The 24037-nt window shown below is 64.9% G+C and carries 20 protein-coding genes; 11 read left to right on the top strand and 9 right to left on the bottom strand.

The features are described 5' to 3' along the window. The first annotated feature begins 38 nt into the window (after positions 1–38). Positions 39–638: a TetR/AcrR family transcriptional regulator gene (locus J2X62_RS10595; RefSeq protein ID WP_032367890.1), complete on the top strand. Its 600-nt coding sequence runs from the start codon at positions 39–41 to the stop codon at positions 636–638. A gap of 54 nt (positions 639–692) precedes the next feature. Here the strand turns inward: J2X62_RS10595 and J2X62_RS10590 are convergent, their stop codons facing one another. The 4 genes from J2X62_RS10590 to J2X62_RS10575 are packed head-to-tail and all read right to left on the bottom strand — an operon-like array spanning position 693 to position 5847. After that, positions 693–1799 carry an ABC transporter substrate-binding protein gene (locus tag J2X62_RS10590; RefSeq protein ID WP_201010491.1) on the bottom strand — a complete coding sequence of 369 codons (1107 nt, stop codon included), beginning with the start codon at positions 1797–1799 and terminating at the stop codon, positions 693–695. Next, entirely contained in the window at positions 1799–3559 is a 1761-nt protein-coding gene (locus J2X62_RS10585; protein WP_080966139.1) for an iron ABC transporter permease, read from the bottom strand. The genes J2X62_RS10590 and J2X62_RS10585 overlap by 1 nt, the downstream gene beginning before the upstream one ends. Next, the gene (locus J2X62_RS10580; RefSeq protein WP_048317094.1) at positions 3556–4671 is read right to left on the bottom strand and encodes an ABC transporter ATP-binding protein; all 1116 of its coding nucleotides are present in this window, start codon (positions 4669–4671) and stop codon (positions 3556–3558) included. The genes J2X62_RS10585 and J2X62_RS10580 overlap by 4 nt, the downstream gene beginning before the upstream one ends. 45 nt (positions 4672–4716) lie before the next feature. Next, entirely contained in the window at positions 4717–5847 is a 1131-nt protein-coding gene (locus tag J2X62_RS10575; RefSeq protein WP_310180257.1) for a PrpF domain-containing protein, read from the bottom strand. Positions 5848–6029: 182 nt separating this feature from the next. Between J2X62_RS10575 and J2X62_RS10570 the strand changes: the two genes are divergently transcribed. Then, entirely contained in the window at positions 6030–6926 is an 897-nt protein-coding gene (locus tag J2X62_RS10570; protein ID WP_048317096.1) for a LysR family transcriptional regulator, read from the top strand. A gap of 11 nt (positions 6927–6937) precedes the next feature. On the opposite strand, the gene J2X62_RS10565 is transcribed toward J2X62_RS10570, so the two are convergent. Beyond that, positions 6938–8074 carry a PrpF domain-containing protein gene (locus J2X62_RS10565; RefSeq protein WP_310180254.1) on the bottom strand — a complete coding sequence of 379 codons (1137 nt, stop codon included), beginning with the start codon at positions 8072–8074 and terminating at the stop codon, positions 6938–6940. Between the two features lie 113 nt (positions 8075–8187). Next, on the bottom strand, positions 8188–9579 hold the full coding sequence (locus tag J2X62_RS10560; RefSeq protein WP_032367891.1) for an SLC13 family permease: 1392 nt from the start codon (positions 9577–9579) through the stop codon (positions 8188–8190). A 137-nt stretch (positions 9580–9716) separates the two neighbouring features. Here J2X62_RS10560 and J2X62_RS10555 point away from each other — a divergent pair, with 137 nt between their 5' ends. Then, entirely contained in the window at positions 9717–10652 is a 936-nt protein-coding gene (locus J2X62_RS10555) for a LysR family transcriptional regulator (protein ID WP_032367892.1), read from the top strand. On the opposite strand, the gene J2X62_RS10550 is transcribed toward J2X62_RS10555, so the two are convergent. Beyond that, the gene (locus J2X62_RS10550) at positions 10636–11307 is read right to left on the bottom strand and encodes a GntR family transcriptional regulator (protein WP_027494729.1); all 672 of its coding nucleotides are present in this window, start codon (positions 11305–11307) and stop codon (positions 10636–10638) included. The genes J2X62_RS10555 and J2X62_RS10550 overlap by 17 nt on opposite strands. A gap of 166 nt (positions 11308–11473) precedes the next feature. Between J2X62_RS10550 and glyA the strand changes: the two genes are divergently transcribed. The 8 genes from glyA to J2X62_RS10510 are packed head-to-tail and all read left to right on the top strand — an operon-like array spanning position 11474 to position 20475. After that, positions 11474–12754, top strand: a complete 1281-nt coding sequence (glyA, locus tag J2X62_RS10545) for a serine hydroxymethyltransferase (protein ID WP_032367893.1) — start codon at positions 11474–11476, stop codon at positions 12752–12754. Beyond that, positions 12751–13989 carry a sarcosine oxidase subunit beta family protein gene (locus J2X62_RS10540; protein WP_032367894.1) on the top strand — a complete coding sequence of 413 codons (1239 nt, stop codon included), beginning with the start codon at positions 12751–12753 and terminating at the stop codon, positions 13987–13989. Before glyA ends, J2X62_RS10540 begins: the two co-directional genes overlap by 4 nt. Before the next feature lie 51 nt (positions 13990–14040). Further along, a complete protein-coding gene (locus J2X62_RS10535; protein ID WP_027494732.1) occupies positions 14041–14319 on the top strand; it encodes a sarcosine oxidase subunit delta in 279 nt (92 codons plus the stop codon). After that, on the top strand, positions 14316–17159 hold the full coding sequence (locus tag J2X62_RS10530) for a 2Fe-2S iron-sulfur cluster-binding protein (RefSeq protein WP_032367895.1): 2844 nt from the start codon (positions 14316–14318) through the stop codon (positions 17157–17159). Before J2X62_RS10535 ends, J2X62_RS10530 begins: the two co-directional genes overlap by 4 nt. Beyond that, positions 17152–17730, top strand: a complete 579-nt coding sequence (locus J2X62_RS10525; RefSeq protein ID WP_032367896.1) for a sarcosine oxidase subunit gamma — start codon at positions 17152–17154, stop codon at positions 17728–17730. Before J2X62_RS10530 ends, J2X62_RS10525 begins: the two co-directional genes overlap by 8 nt. 41 nt (positions 17731–17771) lie before the next feature. Beyond that, positions 17772–18689, top strand: coding sequence for a dihydropteroate synthase (folP, locus tag J2X62_RS10520; protein WP_052074046.1), 918 nt, complete (start codon positions 17772–17774; stop codon positions 18687–18689). After that, complete coding sequence (locus J2X62_RS10515) at positions 18686–19096, top strand: glycine cleavage system protein H (protein ID WP_052074029.1); 411 nt, start codon at positions 18686–18688, stop codon at positions 19094–19096. Before folP ends, J2X62_RS10515 begins: the two co-directional genes overlap by 4 nt. Next, positions 19093–20475 carry an L-serine ammonia-lyase gene (locus J2X62_RS10510; RefSeq protein ID WP_310180223.1) on the top strand — a complete coding sequence of 461 codons (1383 nt, stop codon included), beginning with the start codon at positions 19093–19095 and terminating at the stop codon, positions 20473–20475. The genes J2X62_RS10515 and J2X62_RS10510 overlap by 4 nt, the downstream gene beginning before the upstream one ends. A 95-nt stretch (positions 20476–20570) precedes the next feature. On the opposite strand, the gene purU is transcribed toward J2X62_RS10510, so the two are convergent. Next, positions 20571–21419, bottom strand: coding sequence for a formyltetrahydrofolate deformylase (purU, locus tag J2X62_RS10505; protein WP_310180220.1), 849 nt, complete (start codon positions 21417–21419; stop codon positions 20571–20573). 25 nt (positions 21420–21444) lie between these two features. Further along, positions 21445–23910: an FAD-dependent oxidoreductase gene (locus J2X62_RS10500; protein ID WP_310180218.1), complete on the bottom strand. Its 2466-nt coding sequence runs from the start codon at positions 23908–23910 to the stop codon at positions 21445–21447. Between the last annotated feature and the right edge of the window lie 127 nt (positions 23911–24037).

The raw sequence follows: 24037 nt of genomic DNA, 5'->3' as shown, positions 1-24037 counted from the left end.
GATTGTCCGCAATGCCGGGTAGGTGCCACAATCCCTGGGTGACCGACAAAACCACGAGCCGACGGGGCAGGCCGCGTGATCCCGATCTGGAGGACCGCGTCTACGACGCAGTGCTCGAGGTCTACTGGGAGAAAGGCTGGTCGGGTTTCACGCTCGACGCCGTTGCTCGCCGCGCGTCCGTCGGCAGGGCGGCGCTCTACCGACGCTGGGAATCGAAGGGGGCCTTAGTCGTCGATGCGCTGGAAGCTCGAAGTCCGCTCGCGACACCGATCGACCTCGGCAACCTGCGGGCGGATCTCGTCGAATTGGCGGTGCAGCTTTTGCAGGGCTACCGAGGAACGGCCGGTCTCGTCAGCCTGCGCGTCGCCCTCGATGCGCGGGTGCACCCCGATCTACTCGGGCACATGATCGACACACTCAACCGAAGCCGACTGGTTGCGGCCCGGCTGATCGTGCACCGAGCCCAGAAACGGGGCGAATTACCCGAGTCGGCCGATACCACCAGGATTCTCGAACTCGTGACAGGAGCGGTTCTCAGCCATGTCATCTTCTCGCATCACACCGATGCCGATCGAGGCGACACCGAGGACCGCGTCTACGCAGAAAGTCTGGTCGACGCGGTCCTCGGTGGTGTGTAGCTACCGTCGTGCGCGTTTTGCGTACCTGGAGGTGCGCAAAACGCGCACGACCCGTTATTCGTTGTAACCGAAGATCGCGTTCCAGGCCTCTTGGTCGTCCGCCGAATTCTCGATCGACTCCGACTGCGTGATCCGGTTGACCTTGGGGTCGGTGAACTTCGGCAGCTCGATTCCGCGGATCACCGGCGGGTCGATGTCGTTGCGCACCGAGTACTCACCGAGATCGCTGAACACCTGTTGTCCCCTCTTGGAGAGGTTCCAGTTCATGAATACCTGCGCGGCCGCAACGTTTTTCGCAGTGGACGCGACACCGGTGTAGTAGTCGTAGGCGGTGAGCCCCTCCTCCGGTACCACGAAGTTGACCGGCGCATTCTCGTTGTTGGCGATATTGACGCTGCTCACCACCACGGTCCCTGCTTCGATCTCGCCTCGAGCCAGCGCATCGAGCTGAGCTCCGATCGAGTCGAACACCCTTGCTTCCGACGAGTACTCACGGAGGTAGTCGTCACCGAGGACCTCGCGCTGGAACCGAGTCAGTGCCAGTGCGCTACCGCCGGCGCCGGCCTGAGCGATACCGAGATTGCCCTTCCACCGATCGTCGAGAAGATTCGCCCACGAGGTCGGCCTGTCGTCGCCCTCGATCAGCGCGCTGTTGTAGCCCATCGTGTAGATCGGGTCGAACGTCCGGTAGTAGTTCCCACCGTCGAACACCACGTCGTCCTGCAGCTCGGTAGCTGTCGGCGGCGTATAGGGCTGGAACACACCACGTTCGCTCAGTCCGCTGACGAAGCCGGCATCGGAGATGCGCACGACGTCCGCGTCGAGACGGCCGGCACCGTACTCGGCCACCAGTCGCTCGTACAGCCGGTTCGGGGTGAGTCGCACGAGCTTGACGTCGAGTCCGGTGTCCTTCTCGAAGTTCTTCAGCACCGTCGCCTCGGTGACCGCGGTGTAGCCGCTGTATAGGGTGATGCCACCCTCGGCCTGGGCCCGCGTCCACAGATCCGGATCAGCGATCTGTTCGCCGTCGATGACGAGACCGTTGTCGGTGATGATCTCCTCCGCCGCCCGAGCCAGAGCGGGCCGTTCGGGTGGCGGCGAGCAAGCCGTGGCCGTTGCCACTGCGACACCCAGCGCGATTGCTGTGACCAATTTTCTCATCAGACAGTTTCCTTGGATCCGAAGCGACGCGAGAGGATTGCGAGCACACCGATCACGACGCAGTACAGCAGACTCAACTCGGCCGCCGACTGGAACGAGCCGTTGTCGTAGGCGTCGAAGATCGCGATCGACAGCAACCGGGTGTCGGAGGTGAACAGGAACAGCGCGGCGGTGAGCTCACGCATGGACAGCATCAACAGCAACAGGAACGTCGAGGACAGTCCGACCTTGAGCAGCGGCGCGGTGACGAACGAGATCGCCCGATGCCGTCGTGCACCCAACATGACGGCGCTGTCTTCCAAGTCCTTGTCCAACTGGATGATCGACGCCGATACACCGCGATAGCCCTGGGGAATGGTGACAGCGACAAACGCGATCACCAGCACCGCCAGTGTTCCGTAGATCGGAAGCGGGAGCGCCAGCCACGTCCACAGCAGACCCAGCCCGAGCACGATGGCAGGAACGGCCAGCGGCAGCATCGCCAGGTACTCCAACAGCTTTCGGCCCGGAGCGTTCGTGCGATACCTCGTGTACGCCAAAGCGAAGCAGAACGCGGTACCGATGGCGGCGGTGGCGACACCGACGATGACGCTGTTGGTCATCACACTGTGGAAGTCGGCACTGCGCAACGTTTCTCCCAGTCCCCAGAACGACAGGGCCCCCGAGTCGAAGAGCTGACCGATGTTCGCGACGTACGGGCTCGTCTGCAGCGCAGCCAACACCAGGGCGATTAGCGGCAGGAGAACGGCGAGGGCGAAATACACCCACGCGAACACTGCAGCCGGGATACGCCATGCGCGCAGCGGAACCTGGCGCGCCCGAACACCTTTGCCGCTGACGGTGGTGTATTCCTTGCTGCTCATCGCGCGCTGCTGGAATGCGACGACGGCAACCAGCAGGACGGTCAGTACGACGGCGACAGCAGCGGCATCGTTACCGCGGGCCGGCGACGCGTTCATCAGCCGGTAGATCAGAGTCGGCAGAGTGTCGACTCCACCGGGAACACCGATCACCTGTGCGACCGGGAAGTTCTCCACGGTGAGTGCGAAAACCAGGATTCCCGAACCGATCACGGCAGGCATGACGAGCGGGAAGGTGATCTTGCTGAGCATCTTCGTCAGCTTGGCACCGTGCAGGCTGGCGGCGTCCTCTAGGTCGGGGTTCATCAACGACAGTGCGGAGTGGACCATCAGGAACGGGTACGGCGCGTAGTAGATGCCGAGGATGAAGATCATGCCGCCGAAGCTGTAGATGTCGATGAACCCGGGCAGGCCGATCGCTGTCAGCACCAGGTTGATGTAGCCGGTGGCCGGTCCGGCCAGCAATGCCCACGCCAGTGCGCCGACGAGTGCCGGCAGAAAGAGCGGGGCGATACCTATGCCGTAGATCATCTTTCGCCCCGGCACGTTGGTGCGGGCGGCCAGGAAAGCCAGCGTGCACCCGATCGCCAGGGCGACGATCGAGGACCCGATCCCCACCAATGCCGAATTCCACAGGGCACTCTGCGCGGTCGAGGATCCGAGCAGCGAGAAGTTGTCGAGGGTGAAGTTGCCGAAGTCGAACAGCGAGGTGCGCTCGGCGTTGTCGGTGAATGCGCCCATCACGATGAAGAACATCGGGAACAGCACGATCACGGTGAGCAGAGCCAACTGCAGAAGCGTCGGAATCCACTTCTTCAGACCGGGCCTGCGTTGGGGTGCGGGAGTGTCGACCGGCGGCGTCGTCGTGGTGACGGGCCGATTGTCGGTGGGAGCGCTCATACCGGCACCGCCTCGGAGGCGACGCGATCGTCGACGAGAACCTGAGCTCCGCCCGCTACTGCTGTGACCCGTGCGCGTTCTCCCATTCCCAGGATTCGGCTGGCGTGTCCGGTGGCGACGGCTTCGATCTCGGGGCCGTCGTCCAGTGTGACGCGGTACCGAATGGACGCCCCCTGGTAGCTGGCGACATCGACTGTGCCCATCCAGGACTGGCCCTCGGGCTCGACATCATCCAACGGGGTGACCAACAGATCCTCGGGCCGCAAGCACACCACGACGGGCCCGTCGGCGGCCGACGCTGCGTCGACCGACACTGCAATCTGTCCGAAGTCCGTCAGCTCCATCGTCGAGCGCGGTCCCGACGCAGCCGTGGCGCGGAAAATGTTGCCGACACCGAGGAACTCGGCCACCGAGGCGGACATCGGCGAGGTGTAGATGTCCTCGGGGGTACCGATCTGGACGATTCGGCCGTTCTGCATCAACGCGATTCGGTCCGCAAGGGCGAATGCCTCGACCTGATCGTGCGTGACGTAGACGGTAGTCAGTCCGAGTCGGAGCTGAAGCTCTCGCAATTCCATCCGAAGTCGTTCGCGCAGTCGGGCATCGAGGTTCGACAGCGGCTCGTCGAGGAGGAGCACGCTGGGGCGCATCACCAACGACCGAGCCAGCGCCACCCGCTGCATCTGACCGCCGCTGAGCAAGCTTGCTCCGCGGTGGGCCATTTCGCCCAACCCGACGAGGTCGAGGGCTTCGAGGACGCGCTGGTTCATCTCGGTCTTGTTCACCTTCTGCATCTTCAACGAGAACGACACGTTGTCGAAGACAGTCCGGTGCGGCCAGACCGCGTAGGACTGGAAGACCATGCCCACGTTGCGCTTGTGCGGTGGGATCGTCTTGTTCTTGTGCGAGTCGTGGACGACGCGATCACCGATGGTGATACGCCCCGCGCTGGGGGTCTCCAGCCCTGCGACACAGCGCATCGTGCTCGTCTTACCGCAACCCGACTGGCCCAGTAACACCAGGGATTCTCCGTCGGCGATCTCCAGGTCCAGGTCTCGGACCACAGTGTTTCCCGAGTATGCGAGGCTCAGATTCTCGATGCTAACCTTCATGATCTTCCTTTTCTTCAGTCGTCGAAGCCGTGTTCACTGGTCGAGCTATCCGATCGAAAGTGCCTTCGCCGCAGCGGAAACGAACAGTTCTGCCGTCGCGATGCGTCGGGCAGCGCGGTGCAGGGTCACGCTGGTGAGGTTGCCGTCCGCAGCGATGTCGAAGCCGACGACCAACACACCTGCCGGTGTCCCCAGCCGTAGGGTCGAGGTAGCGGCGCCGTCGACGACTCGATCGACCACGCCGCCGCGCACGGTCGCGGCTGCGGCCACCGCCACTGCCGACGTCAGGCCGATGGACGGGTGCGGTGCCATCATCGAGAGCATCCGCACGCAGACGTCGTACTCACCGGCCGAGACGAGCGTTCCGTCTTCGAGGTGGTAATCCACCGGCGGAGCGATGATGCCGACCTTCGGCACTGCATGAGTGATGGGGTCCTCCGGGCGCGACAGGCCCATGAGCAGAGCCGATGCGCGCCGCAGTTCGACCAGCAACGGAACTCGGTCCATCAGTTCGGCATTCGACTCCGCTCCGGTCATGCCCACGTCGGCCGCATCGAACAGCGCAGCGGGAGCGCCGGCGACCACCATGGTGCCGCGGTAGTGCGATCCGTGCAGCTCCACGGTGTCCTGCACCGATCCGGTGGGGAGCAACCGAGTGCGATCGGCACCGAGGTCGACGAACGTCAGTCCGACCGGAACACCGAGGGCCGACGTTCCGGCAACCTGGGCGGATCCCTCGGACGGAACGACGCCGCCCGGTGTATCGATCTCGGTGAGCAGCACGGCACCGGTGTTGCGGTTACGCAGCCGCACGACGGTGGTGACCGGATCGACCGCCACCAGTCCCTGCTGAAGCGCGTACAGGCCGATCGCGGTGGCACAGTTGCCACAGTTGCTGCCCCACTCCACCTTTCGGTCATCGATGGCGACCTGCGCGAAGAGGTAGTCCACGTCGATTCCGTCCTCGGAGGACCTGCTGACGATGGCCGCCTTCGAGGTGGTCGAGCTGCCGCCACCGACGCCGTCGAGCTGGCGGGGGTCGCCGGATCCGAAGGCGGAGACCAGAATCTCGTCCAGAGATCCTGCCTGTTCGATCAGTGGCTCGACATCGACGGAGCTGAAGAGCCAGCATTTGCTGGTCCCGCCCCTCATCCACGTGCCACGCAGTGAATACATTTTCGGATACCTTCCGATCGTTACTCTCGAAAAGGTTCTTGGAGTTGAACATTCGAGGGAGCGGTGCGGTCGTGTGACGCAGCTCTCGTGCGGTTGCTGTACATAGCCTGCATCACACAGCCGTCGAGTACAATTACGAAAAAGTCGAGATCCCTTAACTTTCACTTAAAGGTGGTTCGATCGTGTTCGACACCCGACGCCTACTGCTCTTGGTAGAGGTGGTGCGCACCGGGTCCATCACTGCGGCCGCAACTCGATTGAGCTTCACCACATCTGCTGTATCGCAGCAACTGAGCAAGCTCGAACTCGAAGCCGGTCAACCCCTGCTCGAACGACACGCTCGCGGGGTGCGCCTGACCGAGGCCGGCGAAGTGCTGGTCCGGCACGCCGAACGGATCGAGACTCAATTGCTCGCTGCGCGTAACGAACTCGAAGATCTGTCCGGTCTACGCGCCGGGACCTTGAGAATCGGCACTTTCCCGACGGCCGGTGCCAGCTTGCTACCTCCGGTGGTGAAGCTGTTCAAGTCGCGGTATCCAGCCGTCGCATTGACCGTGCGCAGCTCGCGGTTCGCAGGACTGCGGGGAATGCTCGACACCCGCGAGGTGGAGCTGTCTCTGCTCTGGGATTACGAGTGGGCCAGAATCACCGACTCGGATCTGACGGTGCACCAGCTCATCGTCGACCCACCGATGTTGGTCATCGCAGTCAATCACCATCTGGCCGAACGCGATTCGGTGGACATGACCGAGCTGGAACACGAGCAGTGGATCACCCGGGAAGACACTCATCCGGTCGGTGCAGCGCTCGAGCGCGCATGTCACGCTGCGGGCTTCTCCCCCACCGTCTCGTTCGCCGCGAACGACTACCAGGAGGCGCAGGCAATGGTGGCAGTGGATCTGGGCGTCTCGTTCGCACCGCGCATGGCACTGTCCAACATCCGTGACGATGTGCGATTGGTCCCGTTGACGGGCGCGCCGTCACGTCGAATCCTGTTGGCGCACTTGGCGGAGCAGAAGCTGTCGCCGAGCGCCACCGTACTGCTGAGAATCTTTCAGGACGTCGCCGCCCGGTTCTGAAAGCCGCGACCTCAGGCGGAGACGGCACCGACCAGAGCCGGCATCGGCACCACGAAGAGGTCTGCGGTGGCGATGCGTCGCACTGCGCGGTGCAGGGTGACCGATTGCAGTAACCCGTTGGCGTCCACCGTGTAGTCGACCTCGAGCACTCCCGCGGCGGTGCCGATCCGAATTGTTCCTGGACGGCCGGACCCTGCGTTGGCAGTGACGACCCCACCGATGACCGTTGCCGCTGCGGCCACGGCTACCGCGGAGGTCAGTCCGATCGCCGGGTGCGGGGCCATCATCGACAGCATGCGCACCGAGATGTCGTAGTCGGCGGCAGCGACGTGCTCGCCCGTGGTGGTCACGTACTCCCGCGGTGGCCCGACGATGCCGACCTTCGGAATGGCATGCGAGACAGGTTCTTCGGGCTTGGTCAGCCCCATCCGCAGAGCGGCCTGTCGGCGTAGCGCGATCAGAGTGGGGACGTGAGCGGCGACGAGGTCGTTGGGCTCCGACCCGGTCAGTCCGAAATCGGCGGCGTCGAACAATGCGGCGGGCGCACCCGCTCGAACGAACGTTCCGCGGAACTCGTTGCCGCCGAATGCGACTCGATCGACCTCGGCACCGGTGGGAAGCATCGTCACTCGGTCCGACGCCGGATCGGTGAAGGTCAATCCCACCGGGACGCCGAGAGCCGTGGTGCCGGGGACGGACGCGTCGCCCTCGGCAGGAATGCGTCCGCCGGGGGTCGCGATCTCCGCCGCCAGAATTGCGCCGGTGTTCTCGTTGCGCATCCGAACCACGGTGACGTGGTCGTCCACAGCGACGAGACCGGTCTGCACGGCGTAGAGGCCGATTGCCGTCGCACAGTTTCCGCAGTTGCTGCCCCACTCCACGGTGCGGTTCTCGATGGCGACCTGAGCGAACAGGTAGTCGACATCGATACCGGGTGCGCTGGAGCGTCGAACGATGGCGGCCTTGGAGGTGGTGGAGCTACCGCCCCCGACCCCGTCGAGCTGACGCGGGTCACCCGATCCGAAGGCCGCGGTCAGGATGTTGTCGAGACCGCCGGCGTCGGCGATGTACGGGTCGATGTCGACCGCGTTGAACAGCCAGCACTTGCTGGTGCCTCCACGCATCCACGTTCCACGAAGAGTGAACATCTGGTGTGCCTTCCGATCAGAATCCGATGCTTCCACCCTGCGACAGAGGATGGTCAAGCACAATTACGAAATATGTTCAGGCCGTGCAGAAGCGCTTAACGCGCTAGTCCCGGTCAGAACAGCTCGGGCACGACGACCAGGATCAACCAGCACAGGGCCGGCGCGATGGCGACGACGATTCCGGCATTGAGCAGCAGCTGACGGTAGAAGCGCGGGCGCTCGATGTTCTGCGCGTTGGCCAGCACGAGCGCACCGTTGGTGGAGAAGGGCGAGACATCGACGACGGTGGCCGAGATGGCCAGAGCAGCGACGACTCCGACGACCGGCAGTGCACCGGTTCCCAGCAGTGGCATGGCCAGCGGAATGACGGCTGCCAGCAGAGCGGTGGAGGACGCGAAGGCCGAGGTGATGCCGATGACGTAGCAGAGCACGATGGCCACGATGATCGGAGCACCGATGGTGATCGCCATTTCGGCGAGGTGATCGATGGTGCCCACTTCTTGCAGGATGGAGATGTAGGTGACCATGCCGGCGACCAGCAGAACCGTCGACCAACTGATGTCTGCGATGGCCTCGTTCTGCTTCTTCAGATCCGTGAACGCCAGAACCGCTCCGGCTCCGATGGCAATGAAGCTGATCGGCAGGTGCAGTACGAGAACGAGTACCAGGAGTGCGCCGATGAGGAAGAGCGTGAGCTTCTGGACGAACGTGACCGGGGCCGGGGCGTCGACCAGTGTGGTTGTGGTCGGACGAGTGAGCACCTGGGTGCTGCCGCCTGCCGAGCTGCCGCCGCCGGTACCGCCGCCGGTGGGGACGGACGTCTTGACCGGCGTTCCGCCGACGGGGCCACTGCCGGGAGCGGGATCGGTGGACCCCGTTGCGGTGTACTCGAAGCCCTTCATGCGGGCCAGGGCCGCGTAGCCGACAACCGTCAGCACCGAGAGCAGCAGGTTGATGCCGTAGCTGGCGAAGAACAGCGTCCACGGGTTCAGGGCGAGGCCGTTGTTCTCGACGATGTCGCGAACCAGTACACCGGAGACGGAGATCGGGGAGAACGCGCCTGCATGGGCACCGTTGATGACCATGATGCCCATGACCAGCGGGCTCATGCCGGTTCGAGTTGCGAATGCCATGGCTGCAGGCACGATGAGCGCCACCGCGGCGGGGCTGAAGGTACCGAGTGCAGTCAGGACCGAGGCGACGAAGAAGAACACCCACGGAACCACCGTCACCCGGCCGTGCACCGCTCGGATGCAGCTGTTGACCAGAAGATCGATGGTGCCGTTGCGTTTGGCCATGCCGAAGAAGTAGGTGACTCCGACGATGGTCAACACGATCGAGCTGGGGAACTCGTTCAGAATTTCCTTGTCGTCGAATCCCAGCGCGAAGTATCCGACCACGAAGGCACCGATGAAGCCGAGGATGCCGATGTTGATCGGAAAGAAGGTTGCGATCACGAACATCGCAACCAATGCGATGAGCGGGAGGATCTCGATGGAGGTCATGGGCGTCTTTCAGGTGGCTGGTAAGTGCTCGGTTACATCCGCACTCGAACGTTGTCCCAGTCACATTATTGACGTCCGCTTTTTAGGACAATATCGTTTTGCTACCTAGCCGTTTAGCTGAGCTGAAAGACAGGCGCATGAACCACACCTTCGACGTCGTGACGTTGTTTCTTCTTCTCGACATCGCCGAGGCCGGATCGCTGACCGCCGGTGCCGAGCGGGCGAACATGACCCCCTCCGCGGCGTCGCAGCGCATCAGCAAACTCGAACACGGCATCAAACAGCCGGTGTTGACCCGCCTGCCACGCGGCGTACAACTCACCGAAGCCGGCGAAATCCTCACCAGCCGCGCCCGCTTGTTTCGACGGGAGATGCGGGCCGCGAGCGGCGACCTCGAAGCAATTCGGGGGCTCGAACGCGGTTCGGTTCGGCTCGGCTCGTTTCCCACGGTCAGTGCGTCGCTGCTCTCCGACGCACTGAAGGACTATCACTCACGATGGCCCGGTGTGGACGTTCGCGTGCGATCGGCGGTGCGCCCGCAGTTGCTCGACATGCTGCATTCGAGCGAAATCGACCTGGCGCTGCTGTGGAGCTACGCCTGGACGGAAGAGGCCGAACGATCGCTGTCACTCGAGCCGCTGATGGAAGACCCGACCGTGCTGCTGCTGCCGATCGACGACGATCGGGTGCAGCACGATGTGTCGCTGCATGATCTTCGTGACGCGCGATGGATCATCCGCAGCAACGACCACCCGGCTGCCGAAGTTCTCTATCGCAGTTGTCGCGTAGCAGGATTCGAGCCCGACGTCGTCTACGAGGCACATGACTATCAGGAGATCGAGGCCATGGTGGCTGCCGGTGTCGGCATCGCAATGGTGCCCGGGTTGTCGGTGATTCACCATCGACCCGACGTCACCACCATCGACTTCCCCGACACGGATCGGGTACCGACGCGCGTCATCTACATCGCGTCACTCGCCAGGCGTCAGTACACCCCGGCGATGTATGCCATCTCGACCGCATTGCGCGGTGCGGCCGAGCGCATCGCGGCTGCGACTACAACAGTTCCCTGATGGCGTTCTCGAAGCCGGTGACATGTTCGAGGGTCAGTTCGGCAGCGGTATCGGCGTCGCCGTCGATGATCGCCTGCAGCAACACGACGTGCTCACGGACATGGCCGGCCACATTCGGGAGTCGGTCGAGAAACAGGCACCAGATGCGCGTGGCGTGCGCGTCGAGGCTGACCAGAATGTCTTCGAGGTGAGGATTGCCCGACGCCCGATAGATCTCTCGGTGCACCGCAACATCTTTGCGCAGCACCTCGCGTGAATCGTCGGTGTCGTCGATGCTCGCGATGGAGGCCGCGAGCTCGGCCAGCCGGTCTCGGGCCGCCCGTGTCGCGGTCCGCGCCGCACGAGCCGAGGCCGCCGGCTCGAGCTGCTTGCGGATCTCCGAGATGTTGGCCAGGTCGGTCATGTCGACGGCGGTCGCGAAGGTTCCGCGCCGGGGATACGCGACGACGAGGCGCTCTCGTTCGAGTCGTTTGAGACCCTCACGAATCGGTGTGCGACCCAACCCCAATTGCTCGGCCAGGCGGTCGTCGTTGATCGGTTCACCCGGACGAATTTCCAGCATGATCAGCTGCTCACGCACTATTTCGTAGGCTCGATCGGCATTGGTTCCGACAAACTGCGTGGCATCCATCACCGGCTGAATTTCGATCGTCATCTTGTCTGCTCACTCCCGGTCGACGCCCCGCCCTTGACGGCTCTGCTTTGTGATCTTACTCTATTGGCATCTTGATATATCAGTTCCAGATCATTGATCTTCCAGAAGGGCGGCCATCTTGACGCAGGACTTCGCACCGACGGCGACGGCACCGCACCCGAGAGGCGTGACGAACCGAGTACTCGCCGATCTCGACCCCGAGGTGCACCGCGCGATCAGTGCCGAGCTCGGCCGCCAGCAGAACACCTTGGAAATGATCGCGAGTGAGAACTTCGCACCATTGGCCGTCATGCAGGCGCAGGGTTCGGTACTGACCAACAAGTACGCCGAGGGCTACCCCGGCCGGCGTTACTACGGCGGATGCGAAAACGTCGACGTCATCGAGCAACTCGCGATCGACCGGCTCAACGCCCTGTTCGGATCGTCGTTCGCCAACGTGCAGCCGCACTCGGGTGCGCAGGCAAATGCCGCTGCCATGGCGGCACTGCTGCAGCCGGGCGATTCGATTCTCGGTCTCGCACTCGCCCACGGCGGACACCTCACGCACGGCATGAAGCTGAACTTCTCGGGCAAGTTGTACGACGTCTCGGCCTACCACGTCCGCGAAGACGACCATCTCGTCGACATGGAAGAGGTGGAGCGCCTCGCCCACGAGCACCGTCCCAAGCTGATCATGGCCGGTTGGTCCGCCTACCCGCGCCACCTCGACTTCGCCGAATTCCGCCGCATCGCAGACGAAGTCGGCGCCTACCTGATGGTGGACATGGCGCACTTCGCCGGCCTGGTCGCCGCCGGACTGCACCCGTCACCGGTACCGCACGCACACGTGGTCACCTCGACGACGCACAAGACGCTCGGCGGACCGCGCGGCGGCGTCATCATCACCAACGACGCCGCGCTGGCGAAGAAGTTCAACTCCTCGGTCTTTCCCGGTCAGCAGGGCGGGCCCCTCGAACACGTCATCGCCGGCAAGGCCGTCGCCTTCAAACTCGCTGCCGAAGAGGACTTTCGGGAACGGCAGCAGCGCACCCTCGAAGGCGCGAAGATCCTGGCCGATCGACTGTTGACCGACGACGCAGCAGCCGCAGGCATCGACGTGGTCTCGGGCGGCACCGACGTCCACCTCGTTCTCGTGGACCTGCGCAAGTCCGAACTGGACGGCAAGCAGGCCGAGGACAGACTCCATCACGTCGGAATCACCGTGAACCGCAACGCAGTTCCGTTCGATCCACGGCCACCCATGGTGAGCTCCGGAGTCCGCATCGGCACCCCGGCCCTCGCGACCCGCGGCCTGGACGCCACGGCCTTCGCCGAGGTCTCCGACGTCATCGCCCACGCGTTGCGTCCCGACACCGACGACCGCGGACTCGATGCACTGCGAATCCGGGTCGAAGCCGTCGCCGCGCAGTTCCCCCTCTACTCCGACCTGACGGAAGGCTACCGATGACCGCCCCCGCAACCCCTCCGGGCGCACATCTGCCCGACCACCCGGACTTCCTGTGGCGCAACCCCGAGCCGAAGAAGTCCTACGACGTCGTGATCATCGGCGGCGGCGGACACGGCCTGGCCACCGCGCACTACCTCGCCAAGAACCACGGCATCACCAATGTGGCTGTGCTGGAGAAGGGGTGGCTCGCCGGAGGAAACATGGCGCGCAACACCACCCTCATCCGGTCCAACTACCTGTGGGACGAGAGCGCGCGCATCTACGAGCACTCGCTGAAACTGTGGGAAGGGCTCGCCGACGACCTCGACTACCCCATCCTGTTCAGCCAGCGCGGCGTCCTCAACCTCGCGCACAGCCTGCAGGACGTGCGCGACAGCGTGCGACGCGTCGAGGCCAACCGACTCAACGGCATCGACGCTCAGTGGGTCGACCCCGACGAGGTCAAGAAGCTGTGCCCGATCGTCAACATCTCCAGCGACATTCGCTACCCGGTGCTCGGTGCGACGTACCAGCCACGCGCCGGCATCGCCAAGCACGACTACGTCGCCTGGGGATTTGCCCGACGCGCCGACGCGGCCGGTATCGACATCATCCAGAACTGTGAGGTCACCGGCTTCACCACCGACGGCAACCGCGTCACCGGGGTGAAGACCACGCGTGGCGACATCGCCACCGGCCAGGTCGCGCTCTGCGCAGCCGGGCACACCTCGACGCTGACGGACATGCTCGGCATCAAGACTCCGCTGCAGAGCCATCCGCTGCAGGCCCTCGTCTCGGAGTTGCTCGAGCCCGTGCATCCCACGGTCGTCATGTCGAATGCCGTGCACGTGTACGTCTCTCAGGCCCACAAGGGCGAACTGGTGATGGGTGCAGGCGTCGACTCCTACAACGGCTACGGCCAGCGCGGTGCGTTCCACATCATCGAACGGCAGATGGCGGCTGCGGTGGAGTTGTTCCCCGTCTTCGCTCGCGCGCACCTGCTGCGCACCTGGGCCGGCATCGTGGACGTCTGCCCCGATGCCTCCCCCATCGTCGGACGCACGCCGTTCGACAACGTGTTCCTCAATTGCGGTTGGGGTACAGGCGGATTCAAGGCCACCCCCGGTGCCGGTTGGTGCCTGGCCGACACCATCGCCAACGACGAGGTGCACGAGTACATCGCACCGTTCAGTCTGGACCGATTCGTCACCGGCGCGCTGGTGGACGAGCACGGTGCCGCAGGCGTGGCGCACTAGTTTCTCCGCCCCGACACACGCAGCACCCGAACGAGAAATCTTGGAGTGGCAATGCAATTGATCGAATGCCCGTGGTGCGGGAGTCGAGAAGAGACCGAGTTCCACTACGGCGGCCAGGCGCACATCGCCTACCCCGAGGATCCCTCGGCTCTGACCGACGAACAGTGGGCGCACTTCGTGTTCTTCCGCGACAACCCCAAGGGGCTCTTCGCGGAACGGTGGAGCCACAGCGCGGGCTGCCGGCGTTGGTTCAACGCCGTGCGGGACACCGCCACCTATCGAATCCACAGTGTCTATCGCCTCGACGACCCGAAGCCGGTGAACCCATGACCGCATTCCGCACCGCATCCGGCGGCCGCATCGACCGCACGAGCACCTTCGACTTCACGTTCGGCGGCTCGGCCCTGCAGGGCCACCCGGGCGACACGCTGGCATCTGCGTTGCTCGCCAACGGTATTCATCAAGTGACCACCAGCATCAAGCTCGGCAGGCCCCGTGGATTCACCGCTGCATGGGCCGAGGACACCGGCGGACTCGTACAGATCGAGGAGCCGTTCCCCGAGCCGATGCTGCTCGCCACGACGATCGAGCTGTACGACGGCCTGGTCGCTCGGGGCATCCCCGGACAGGGCCGTCTCGCCGAGATCTCCGACTCCGCCAAGTACGACGCCATGCACGCCCACGCCGACCTGTTGGTCGTCGGTGCCGGTCCGGCTGGTCTGACGGCCGCTCTGGCCGCCGCCCGCAGTGGCGCTCGCGTGGTCGTCGTCGACGATCAGAGCGAGTTCGGCGGCTCCCTGCTCGGCTCCGACGACGTCATCGACGGACGGCCGGCCCTGGACTGGGTTGCCGACGCGGTGGCCGAGTTGTCGACCTTCCCCGACGTGAGCTTGCTGCGCCGCACCACCGCGTTCGGTTCCTACGACGACGGCTTCGTGCTCGCCCTCGAGCGCCGCACCGATCACCTGGGCTTGGAAGCTCCTGCAGCGCTGAGCCGTCAGCGAGTCTGGCGTATTCGCTCGCGTCACATCCTGGTGGCCACCGGTGCCCACGAGCGGCCCGTCGTCTTCACCGACAACGACCGACCCGGAATCATGTTGGCGCACAGTGCACGTACGTTCCTGCATCGCTACGGCGTGACGGTAGGAACCGAGGCCGTGGTGTTCACCACCAACGACAGCGCGTACAAGGCAGCCGTCGATCTGCACGACGCCGGGGTCCGCATCGCGCGCATCGTCGATGCCCGCTCCGAGGCACCGGAACACTGGCTCGGCCTGTGCCGCGAGCGCGGTATCGAGGTGCGCACCGGCAGCGTCGTATCCGGCACCCGCGGCGACACCCGCGTCACTCATGCATTGGTGACCGGTGCCGACGGTGCCACCGACACCGTGGCGTGCGACGTACTGCTCGTCAGCGGCGGTTGGAACCCCGCCGTCCACCTGTTCAGCCAGGCCCGCGGAAAGCTGCGCTACGACGGCGAACTCGGTGCGTTCGTCCCGGCGGACGACGTCGAGGGCATCAGCGTAGCCGGATCGGCCTCGGGAGTGTTCGATCTGGCAGGATGCCTCCGCGACGGCAACTCGGCCGCGGCAGGTGTGCTGACCCGTCTCGGCTTCGACGTCACCGAAACGTCGCCACCAGCAGTCGAATCCGTGCCCAGCAGCGAGTCGCTGGTGCTGTGGCGGGTGCGCGACGACTTCGGAGCCGACAGCCAGTTCGTCGACGTGCAGCGTGACGCGACGGTGGCCGATCTGGTCCGCGCCGTCGGTGCAGGCATGTCGTCGATGGAGCACATCAAGCGCTACACCACGATCGGCACCGCGCACGATCAGGGCAAGACCTCCGGTGTGGTGTCCTCGGGCATCGTGGCGGAACTGCTCGACAAGCCGGTGGAGAACCTGGGCACCACCACCTTCCGACCGCCGTACACCCCGGTGGCGTTCGCGGCGTTGGCCGGCCGCAACCGCGGCATGGCTTTCGACCCGGAACGGGTTACTGCAGTTCATGATTGGCACGTCGCCCGCGGCGCGGTCTTCGAGGACGTCGGACAGTGGAAGCGGCCCCGCTACTATCCACTGCCCGGCGAGGAGATGCACGACGCCGTGCTCCGCGAGTGCGCGGCCGTGCGTGCGAGCGTCGGCATGCTCGACGGTTCGACACTGGGCAAGATCGACGTACAGGGCCCCGATGCCGGTGTGGTGCTGGACATGTTCTACACGAACATGATGAGCAACTTGAAGGTCGGCATGGTTCGCTACGGCGTGATGTGCGGTGCCGACGGCATGGTGATCGACGACGGCACCGTGATGCGGTTGGCAGACGACCGATTCCAGGTATTCACCACCACGGGCGGCGCAGCAGGAATGCTCGACTGGATGGAGGAGTGGCTGCAGACCGAATGGCCGCACCTGGCGGTTCGGCTGACGTCGGTGACCGAGCAGTGGGCCACGTTCCCCGTCGTCGGACCGCGCTCCCGCGACCTCGTCGGCGAGATCTTCCCCGAGCTCGACGTCTCCAACGAGGCGTTCCCGTTCATGGCCTGGCGTGACGCCTCGGTCGACGGTGTGCCGGTACGCGTGGCGCGCATCAGCTTCTCCGGTGAACTGGCCTTCGAAGTGAACATCGATTCTTGGCACGCCCGCGCACTGTGGTCGCGGCTGATCGATGCGGGCGAGAAGTACGGCATCACCCCGTACGGCACCGAGACCATGCACGTGCTGCGGGCCGAGAAGGGCTACCCGATCGTCGGCCAGGACACCGACGGGACCGTCACCCCACAGGACCTCGGTATGAGCTGGGCGGTATCGAAGAAGAAGCTCGACTTCATCGGAAAGCGCTCGTTCGACCGTGCCGAGAACCGGAACCCGTTGCGCAAGCAGTTCGTCGGGCTCCTGCCCGTCGATCGGGAGACCGTCCTTCCCGAGGGCTCGCAGATCATCGAGCACTCCGAGAGCGGCGTCCTCCCCGAGCTTCCGGTTCCGATGCTCGGCCACGTCACGTCGAGTTACGCCAGCGCAGAATTGGGCAGGCCGTTCGGGCTGGCCCTGCTCGAGGCCGGGCGTGACCGACTCGGCGACATCCTGCACGTCCCGGTGGGCGACACCCTCGTCGCCGTGGAAGTCACCGGCTCCGTACTCGTCGACCCGGAAGGTAACCGCCGTGATGGCTGACCGACTCGCCGCCAGAAGCCCACTCGCAGAAACAGTTCTGCCGGACTCCTCTGCTGTACGCATCGTGGAGGAGCCGTTCCTGGCCGGGATCGACCTGTGGGTCGACCCGAGCGGGCCGGGCGGTGCCGCTGCCTCGACCGAGCTCGGCACCGAGTTGCCCGGCCCCGGACGCGTCGCCGAGGGCACGAACACCACCGCGATCTGGCTCGGCCCGGAGGAGTGGCTGGTGATCGGAGCGGGCCTCGATCCGGTCGAACTCGAACACCGTCTCGGCTCGGCCGTTCGTGAGCATCGCGGTGCGGCAACCGATGTGTCCGCACAGCGAACCAGTCTGCGCCTGAGCGGTTCCCGGGCCCGCGACGTGCTGGCGAAAGGGTGCTCGATCGATCTGCACCCCCGCGTCTTCCCGGCCGGGTCGACGGTACAGACGATGCTGGCGATGGCAGGCATGATTCTCATTGCCTGTGACGACACCGGAACGGACTATCGCATCCTGGTGCGCTCGTCGTTCGCACGCTATCTCGCAGCCTGGCTGACCGACGCGGCCGAGGAATACACCGACGCCGGCTGAGTCGGACCACCGAACCCGACGCGAGAGAAAAGGTGACCGCAGTGCTCACGACCGTCTCCACGGCAACCCGGGCAGCCGATGCCCGCGACCGGCTGCTGACCCGGCTGACGACCTCGCATCCGGTCGTCTGCGGGATCGTCAACGTCACCCCGGATTCGTTCTCCGATGGCGGCCACTTCCTGGACTCGGATCGTGCTGTGGCGCATGCTCTGTCGATGGTCGACGAGGGTGCCGAACTGCTCGACATCGGCGGTGAGTCGACCAGGCCGGGGGCAACCCCACCCACCGTCGACGAGGAGATCGAACGAGTCGTACCGGTGATCGACGCCCTGTCCAGGCTTACCTCGACACCGCTGTCGGTCGACACCTCACGGCCCGAGGTGATGCGAGAGGCGGTACTCGCCGGGGCGAGCGTCATCAATGACGTTCGTGCTCTTCGTCTTCCGGGCGCACTCGCGGCAGCTGCCGAACTGGACGTTGCCGTTTGCCTGACGCACATGCAGGGCGAGCCGGCGACGATGCAGCATTCCCCTCGGTACGGCGATGTCACGGCAGAGGTCTGCGAGTTCCTCGACGACCGGGCCGCCGAATGCATCCGGGCCGGTATCCCGGCGTACCGCATTCTGGTCGATCCCGGATTCGGGTTCGGGAAAACTCTCGAGCACAATCTGCAACTGCTGCAGGGCCTTCGGGCGCTCACCGCGGCCGGGCGACCGATCATGGCGGGTCTGTCGCGGAAGGGAATGATCGGTGCCATCACCGGACGAGAGGTCGACGGCCGACTCGCCGGATCACTCGCCGCCGCGATCTTCGCGGCCCAGAACGGGGCGTCACTCCTGCGGGTCCACGACGTCGCCGCCACCATCGACACACTGGCCGTGATGCGGGCAGTGCGGTCGCTCGACGTACTGCACTCACACCCAGGTCAATCCACGATGAATGCCGAGGCCACCTCATGACCGCATCCCTCTCCTCCGCCCGTCGGCTCTTCAGCGCCGAGCACGGTTGGATGGCCGTCGACCCGTTCGGTTCACCGGCCCAGACTCCGAGCCGTGTGGGGGTGACGCCGGCAGCGTTGGCCGACGCGGCCGACATTATCGGCGTCGATCTTCCGTCGGTTCGTACCGTGCTCGCCGCCGGTGATGCGTGCGGCACCATCCATAGTTCCGCCGGCTCGGTCACGGTGTACGCCCCGGCGAGCGGCATGGTCACGATCGTCAACCCCGCTGTGCGCGAGGACCCGTCGCTCGTCGCTGCCGATCCACTCGGTGCCGGCTGGCTGTTCGCGGTCCTGACTCCTGCGGCCTCGTCGTTCGACGACCTGACCATGTGCGAGCCGACCGGCGCAGTTCGCACGACCTCATGACCATCAGTGTGTTCGACCTCTTCTCCGTCGGAGTCGGCCCCTCGAGTTCGCACACCGTCGGACCGATGCGCGCGGCCGCTCGATTCGTCGACGACCTGCGGACGATGTCTGCGTTCGACGACGTTCGAGAGCTGGCGGTCGATCTGTACGGCTCGTTGGCCGCGACCGGAGCCGGCCACGGCACCATGAACGCCGTACTGCTGGGGTTGGAAGGCCATGCGCCCGAGACCATCACGACCGAGGTCATGGAAGAACGGCAGGCATCGATGGCGGCCACCGGCCGAATCGTCTTCGGTGGTCACCGCGAGATCGACCTGGCTGTCGACGACATCGTGCTGCGTCCGTTGACGGTACTGCCGTTCCACCCGAACGGGATGAAACTGACTGCGCGCAGAGCGGATTCGACCGAACTGCACAGCGAGGTGTACTTCTCCGTCGGTGGCGGCTTCGTGGTGACCGAGGCCGAAAGCGTCGAGGCCGTCGCACCCCTCGCCTCCGCGAACGGATTCGCGTCGGCCAAGGAACTACTTCAGCTCTGTGAACGTCGGCGCTGCAGCATCAGTGACGTCATGACCGAGGTCGAGCTCGAACGCCGCACACACGAGGAGATTCGGGACGCGTTGCTGCACATCCGTGACGTCATGGTCGAGTGCGAGGTTCGCGGCATCTCCCGCGACGGCTACCTTCCCGGCGCGCTGGGAGTGCGGCGTCGAGCACGGGACTGGTTCCTGCGGCTCGATGCCGAGGATCCGAACCGTTCGAGCGAATTCGCCGAGGACTGGGTCAATCTCGTCGCCCTCGCAGTCAACGAGGAGAACGCCTCCGGCGGACGAATCGTCACGGCACCCACCAACGGCGCGGCCGGCATCATCCCGGCCGTGCTGCACTACGCCACTCGCTACACCGCCGCGGGGGTCGCCGATCCCGACGGCAGCACGGTGCGTTTTCTGCTCACCGCCGGCGCGATCGGATCGCTCTACAAGGAGATGGCCTCGATCTCCGGTGCCGAAGTGGGCTGCCAGGGCGAGGTGGGTTCGGCAGCATCGATGGCGGCCGCCGGTCTGGCCGAGGTTCTGGGCGGCACACCCGAACAGGTGGAGAACGCCGCCGAGATCGCGATGGAGCACAGCCTCGGTCTCACGTGCGACCCCATCGGCGGACTGGTGCAGATTCCGTGCATCGAACGCAACGCCATCTCGGCAGGCAAGGCCATCAATGCCGCTCGGATGGCGCTACGCGGCAACGGTACTCACCGCGTCAGCCTGGACCAGGTGATCGAGACGATGCGCTCCACCGGGGCCGACATGCACTCGAAGTACAAGGAGACCTCCAGCGGCGGCCTCGCGATCAACGTGCCGGTCAATTTCGTGGAGTGTTAGAGCGTGGAGTGCTAGAGGCCGAGAACTTTCTCCACCGCCACACAACGACGAGGGGCCCGTACCGATTCGGTACGGGCCCCTCGTCGTGTGTCGGTTCAGCTGAAGATGACCGTCCGGTGTCCGTGCAGCAGGACGCGATTCTCGCAGTGCCAGCGGACCGCTCGCGAGAGTGCGAGTGCCTCGGCGTCCTGTCCGACGGTGGCCAGACGAGACGGGTCGTGAGTGTGGTCGATACGAATGACCTGCTGCTCGATGATCGGGCCCTCGTCCAGGTCGGGGGTGACGTAGTGCGCTGTCGCTCCGACCTGCTTGACGCCCCGGTCGAAGGCCTGGTGGTAGGGCTTTGCGCCCTTGAAGCCGGGCAGGAACGAGTGGTGGATGTTGATCGCCTTGCCGTGCAGCGCTCGACACGTCTCGTCGGAAAGCACCTGCATGTAGCGGGCCAGCACCACCAGGTCGACCTCGTACTCTGCGACGAGGTCGAGCAGGCGTTGCTCGGCCTCGGCCTTGGTTCCCGGGGTGACGGGAATGTGGACGAACGGCAGCCCGGCAGCCTCGGCCATCGGCCGCAGCACCTCGTGATTGCTCACCACGGCCACCAGTTCGCCGCCGAGATTCTGTGAGCGCCAACGGAAGATGAGGTCGTTGAGGCAGTGCCCCATCTTGGACACCATGACGAGCACGCGCGGCTGGCTGCAGCCGTTGAAGGTGTACGTCATCGCGAATCGATCGGCCACCTCGCGGAAGCTCTCGGTCAGCTTCTCGATGTCGGTGGTGCCGCTGGCCACGAACGAGGTGCGAAGAAAGAACGAGCCGTCCGTGGAGTCGTCGAACTGTTGGTGTTCGGCGATGTCGCAGTCGTTGTCGAAGAGGAACGCACTGACGGCCCGGACGATGCCCGGCCGCTGGCCGCAGCTGAGCGTGAGGGTGAAGTTCTCGGTCATCGAATCTCCTGGTACTGGTGGGTCGTCAGCTGCGGATCTTGGCCATCTCGGGGTCGACGAGGGGCTCGGCCACGACGGTGGCGGACACGAGCCGATCGAAGTATCGAATCTGTACTGCTGCACCTGGTTCTGCGCTACCGGCAGGAACCCAGGCGTAGGCGATCGGCGCACCGACGGTGTGACCGAACGAGGCGCTGGTGACGTAGCCGGCGGGTTCACCGTCCACCAGGACGGGCTCGTGGCCGAGTACCACCGACGTGCCGTCGTCGATCTTCAAGCAGACCAACTTCTTCGAGACGGTGTCGTCGGACATCTCGAGTACGGCGTCGCGGCCGCGGAATTCGCCCTTCTGTGGGCGTACCGCGAAGCCGAGGCCTGCCTCGTAGGGGTTGTGCTCGGTGGTCATGTCCGAACCCCACGACCGGTAGCCCTTCTCCATGCGCAGGCTGTTGAACGCAGCGCGCCCGCCGGCGATGATCCCGAACTCGGAACCGGCCTGCCACAACATGTCCCACAGTCGCTGGCCGTAATCGGCGGTGGTGTACAGCTCCCACCCGAGCTCGCCCACGTATGACAACCGCATCGCGGTGACGGGCACTCCCCCGATACGAACCTGCTTGCAGCGGAAGTACTTGAAGTTCTCGTTCGAGAAGTCGTCCTGGGTGAGCTTCTCCACGACCTCGCGGGCGTGGGGACCCCACAGGCCGATGCAGCACGTGGATCCGGTGATGTCGTCGACGGTGACGCTGCCGTCACTCGGTGCTTCGCGGCGAAGGTAATCGAAGTCGAGATTGCCGTTGGCTCCGACCTGGAACTCGTCCGCGGACAACCGCGCCACGGTGAGATCACTTCGGACGCCGCCCTTCTCGTCGAGAGCCAGCGTGTACGTGACGGCCCCGACGGACTTGTCCATCTTGCCGGACGTCAATCCCTCCAACAGTGCAAGCGCACCGGGCCCGCGAACGCGCAGACGCTTGAGCGGGGTCATGTCGTACATGGCGACGGACGTACGGGTCTTCCACGCCTCGGCCGCGGCAATGGGCGAATGGAACATCGACGCCCACTCGTCGCGCTCGGGCGGCTGCCACTCGACGGGAAGCTGGTGCACCAGATCGGCATTGGCCTCGTACCAGTGCGGGCGTTCCCACCCGCCGCCTTCGAGGAACACGGCACCGAGTTGATGCTGCCGCGCGTTGAAGGGGCTGACCCGAACGTCACGCGGGGACAACCGCGGCTGCGAGGGATGCAGCACGTCGTAGATCTCGATGAAGTTCTGCTGCGAGGTTTCGCTGACGTACGAGGGATCGAGCTGGAAATCCTCGAAGCGGTTGACATCGCATCCGTGCAGTTCGACCTCGGAGCGTCCGTCGACCAGCAACTGTGCGATGGCCCGGCCGACTCCGGCCGAATGCGTCACCCACACGGCCTCGGCGATCCAGAAGCCCTTGACGTCCGGGGATTCACCGAGCAGCGGTCCACCGTCGGGGGTGAACGAGAAGACTCCGTTGAAGCCGTGGTCGATCTTGGCGGTCTCCAGGCACGGCAACAGCAGCTTGGACTGCTCCCACGACGGCGCGAAGTCCTCCTGCGTGAAGTCGAGCATGGACGGCATCGCCTCGTCGGACACACCGTCCCCGCCGGGCAGGGTCTTGGTGTCGACGGGCATCGGGCGGTGCGCGTAGGTTCCGATGCCGAGACGGTCGACGTGCTCGCGGAAGTACAGGTCCTGATCCTGATGACGAAGAATGGGCATGCCGGCCTCGGCCGCTTCGGTGTTGCGTCCCACCAGTTCCGGGATCTGATCGGTCTTGGCGTACTGGTGCGCCAAGGGCAGCAGCGGCACCTTCATGCCGACCAGTTCGCCCACATCGGGGCCCCAGAAGCCGGCGCAGGACACCACGATGTCGGCCTCGATGACGCCGTTGTCGGTTGCCACACCGGTGACGCGGCCACCCGTCTGTTCGATTCCGATGACCTTGGTGGAACCACGGAACACGGCTCCGCGCGATTCTGCGCGACGGGTGAGTGCCACGACGGCACGGGACGCTTTGGCAAGACCGTCGGTCTCGACGTACAGACCGCCGAGAACCCGCGAACGGTCTATCAGCGGATGCAGTTTGGCGCATTCGGACGGGTCGATGACCGATCCTTCGATGCCCCAGGACGTGGCCCAGCCCTGCTTGCGATGCAGGTCGGCCAGTCGCTCCTCGGTGGTGGCCACTTCGAGGCCGCCGAGCTGATTGAAGCACCACTGCCCGTCCACCTCGAGGTTCATGAACTTCTCGACCGTGTATCGGGCGAGTTCGGTCATGGTCTTGGATGCATTGGTCTGGAACACCAGACCCGGTGCGTGCGAGGTGGATCCACCCGTGAGAGGGAGCGGCCCCTGATCCAGCACGGTGATGCGATCCCAACCGCGTGCGGTGAGCTCGTCGGCCACGTTGGTACCGACTATGCCGGCGCCGATGATGACAACTCTCGGTGAACCCATGGTGGTCCTTCCGTATCGGGGTGGAGAGATGGAGCTCGGCCGAAGCGGTCCACGGCCTGCACGACAACTAACCAGAGATTGATATATCAAGAGTATGGGCAGGGATGGTTGTGGTCAACCCCCGAAA

Source organism: Rhodococcus sp. 3258, assembly GCF_031456475.1.
GTDB classification, from domain to species: domain Bacteria; phylum Actinomycetota; class Actinomycetes; order Mycobacteriales; family Mycobacteriaceae; genus Rhodococcoides; species Rhodococcoides fascians.
The sequence above is the reverse complement of the archived record's forward strand: the minus strand, read 5'-3'. Positions and strand labels throughout refer to the sequence as shown.

Excerpts from the sequence above, each read along its gene's own strand:
- J2X62_RS10510 (WP_310180223.1), top strand. The coding sequence starts at position 19,093 with ATGACCATCAGTGTGTTCGACCTCTTCTCCGTCGGAGTCGGCCCCTCG.
- J2X62_RS10585 (WP_080966139.1), bottom strand. The coding sequence starts at position 3,559 with ATGAGCGCTCCCACCGACAATCGGCCCGTCACCACGACGACGCCGCCG.
- J2X62_RS10575 (WP_310180257.1), bottom strand. The coding sequence starts at position 5,847 with ATGTATTCACTGCGTGGCACGTGGATGAGGGGCGGGACCAGCAAATGC.
- J2X62_RS10500 (WP_310180218.1), bottom strand. The coding sequence starts at position 23,910 with ATGGGTTCACCGAGAGTTGTCATCATCGGCGCCGGCATAGTCGGTACC.
- purU (WP_310180220.1), bottom strand. The coding sequence starts at position 21,419 with ATGACCGAGAACTTCACCCTCACGCTCAGCTGCGGCCAGCGGCCGGGC.
- J2X62_RS10525 (WP_032367896.1), top strand. The coding sequence starts at position 17,152 with ATGGCTGACCGACTCGCCGCCAGAAGCCCACTCGCAGAAACAGTTCTG.
- J2X62_RS10515 (WP_052074029.1), top strand. The coding sequence starts at position 18,686 with ATGACCGCATCCCTCTCCTCCGCCCGTCGGCTCTTCAGCGCCGAGCAC.
- J2X62_RS10560 (WP_032367891.1), bottom strand. The coding sequence starts at position 9,579 with ATGACCTCCATCGAGATCCTCCCGCTCATCGCATTGGTTGCGATGTTC.
- J2X62_RS10530 (WP_032367895.1), top strand. The coding sequence starts at position 14,316 with ATGACCGCATTCCGCACCGCATCCGGCGGCCGCATCGACCGCACGAGC.
- J2X62_RS10555 (WP_032367892.1), top strand. The coding sequence starts at position 9,717 with ATGAACCACACCTTCGACGTCGTGACGTTGTTTCTTCTTCTCGACATC.
- J2X62_RS10535 (WP_027494732.1), top strand. The coding sequence starts at position 14,041 with ATGCAATTGATCGAATGCCCGTGGTGCGGGAGTCGAGAAGAGACCGAG.
- J2X62_RS10550 (WP_027494729.1), bottom strand. The coding sequence starts at position 11,307 with ATGACGATCGAAATTCAGCCGGTGATGGATGCCACGCAGTTTGTCGGA.
- J2X62_RS10565 (WP_310180254.1), bottom strand. The coding sequence starts at position 8,074 with ATGTTCACTCTTCGTGGAACGTGGATGCGTGGAGGCACCAGCAAGTGC.
- J2X62_RS10540 (WP_032367894.1), top strand. The coding sequence starts at position 12,751 with ATGACCGCCCCCGCAACCCCTCCGGGCGCACATCTGCCCGACCACCCG.
- J2X62_RS10590 (WP_201010491.1), bottom strand. The coding sequence starts at position 1,799 with ATGAGAAAATTGGTCACAGCAATCGCGCTGGGTGTCGCAGTGGCAACG.
- J2X62_RS10580 (WP_048317094.1), bottom strand. The coding sequence starts at position 4,671 with ATGAAGGTTAGCATCGAGAATCTGAGCCTCGCATACTCGGGAAACACT.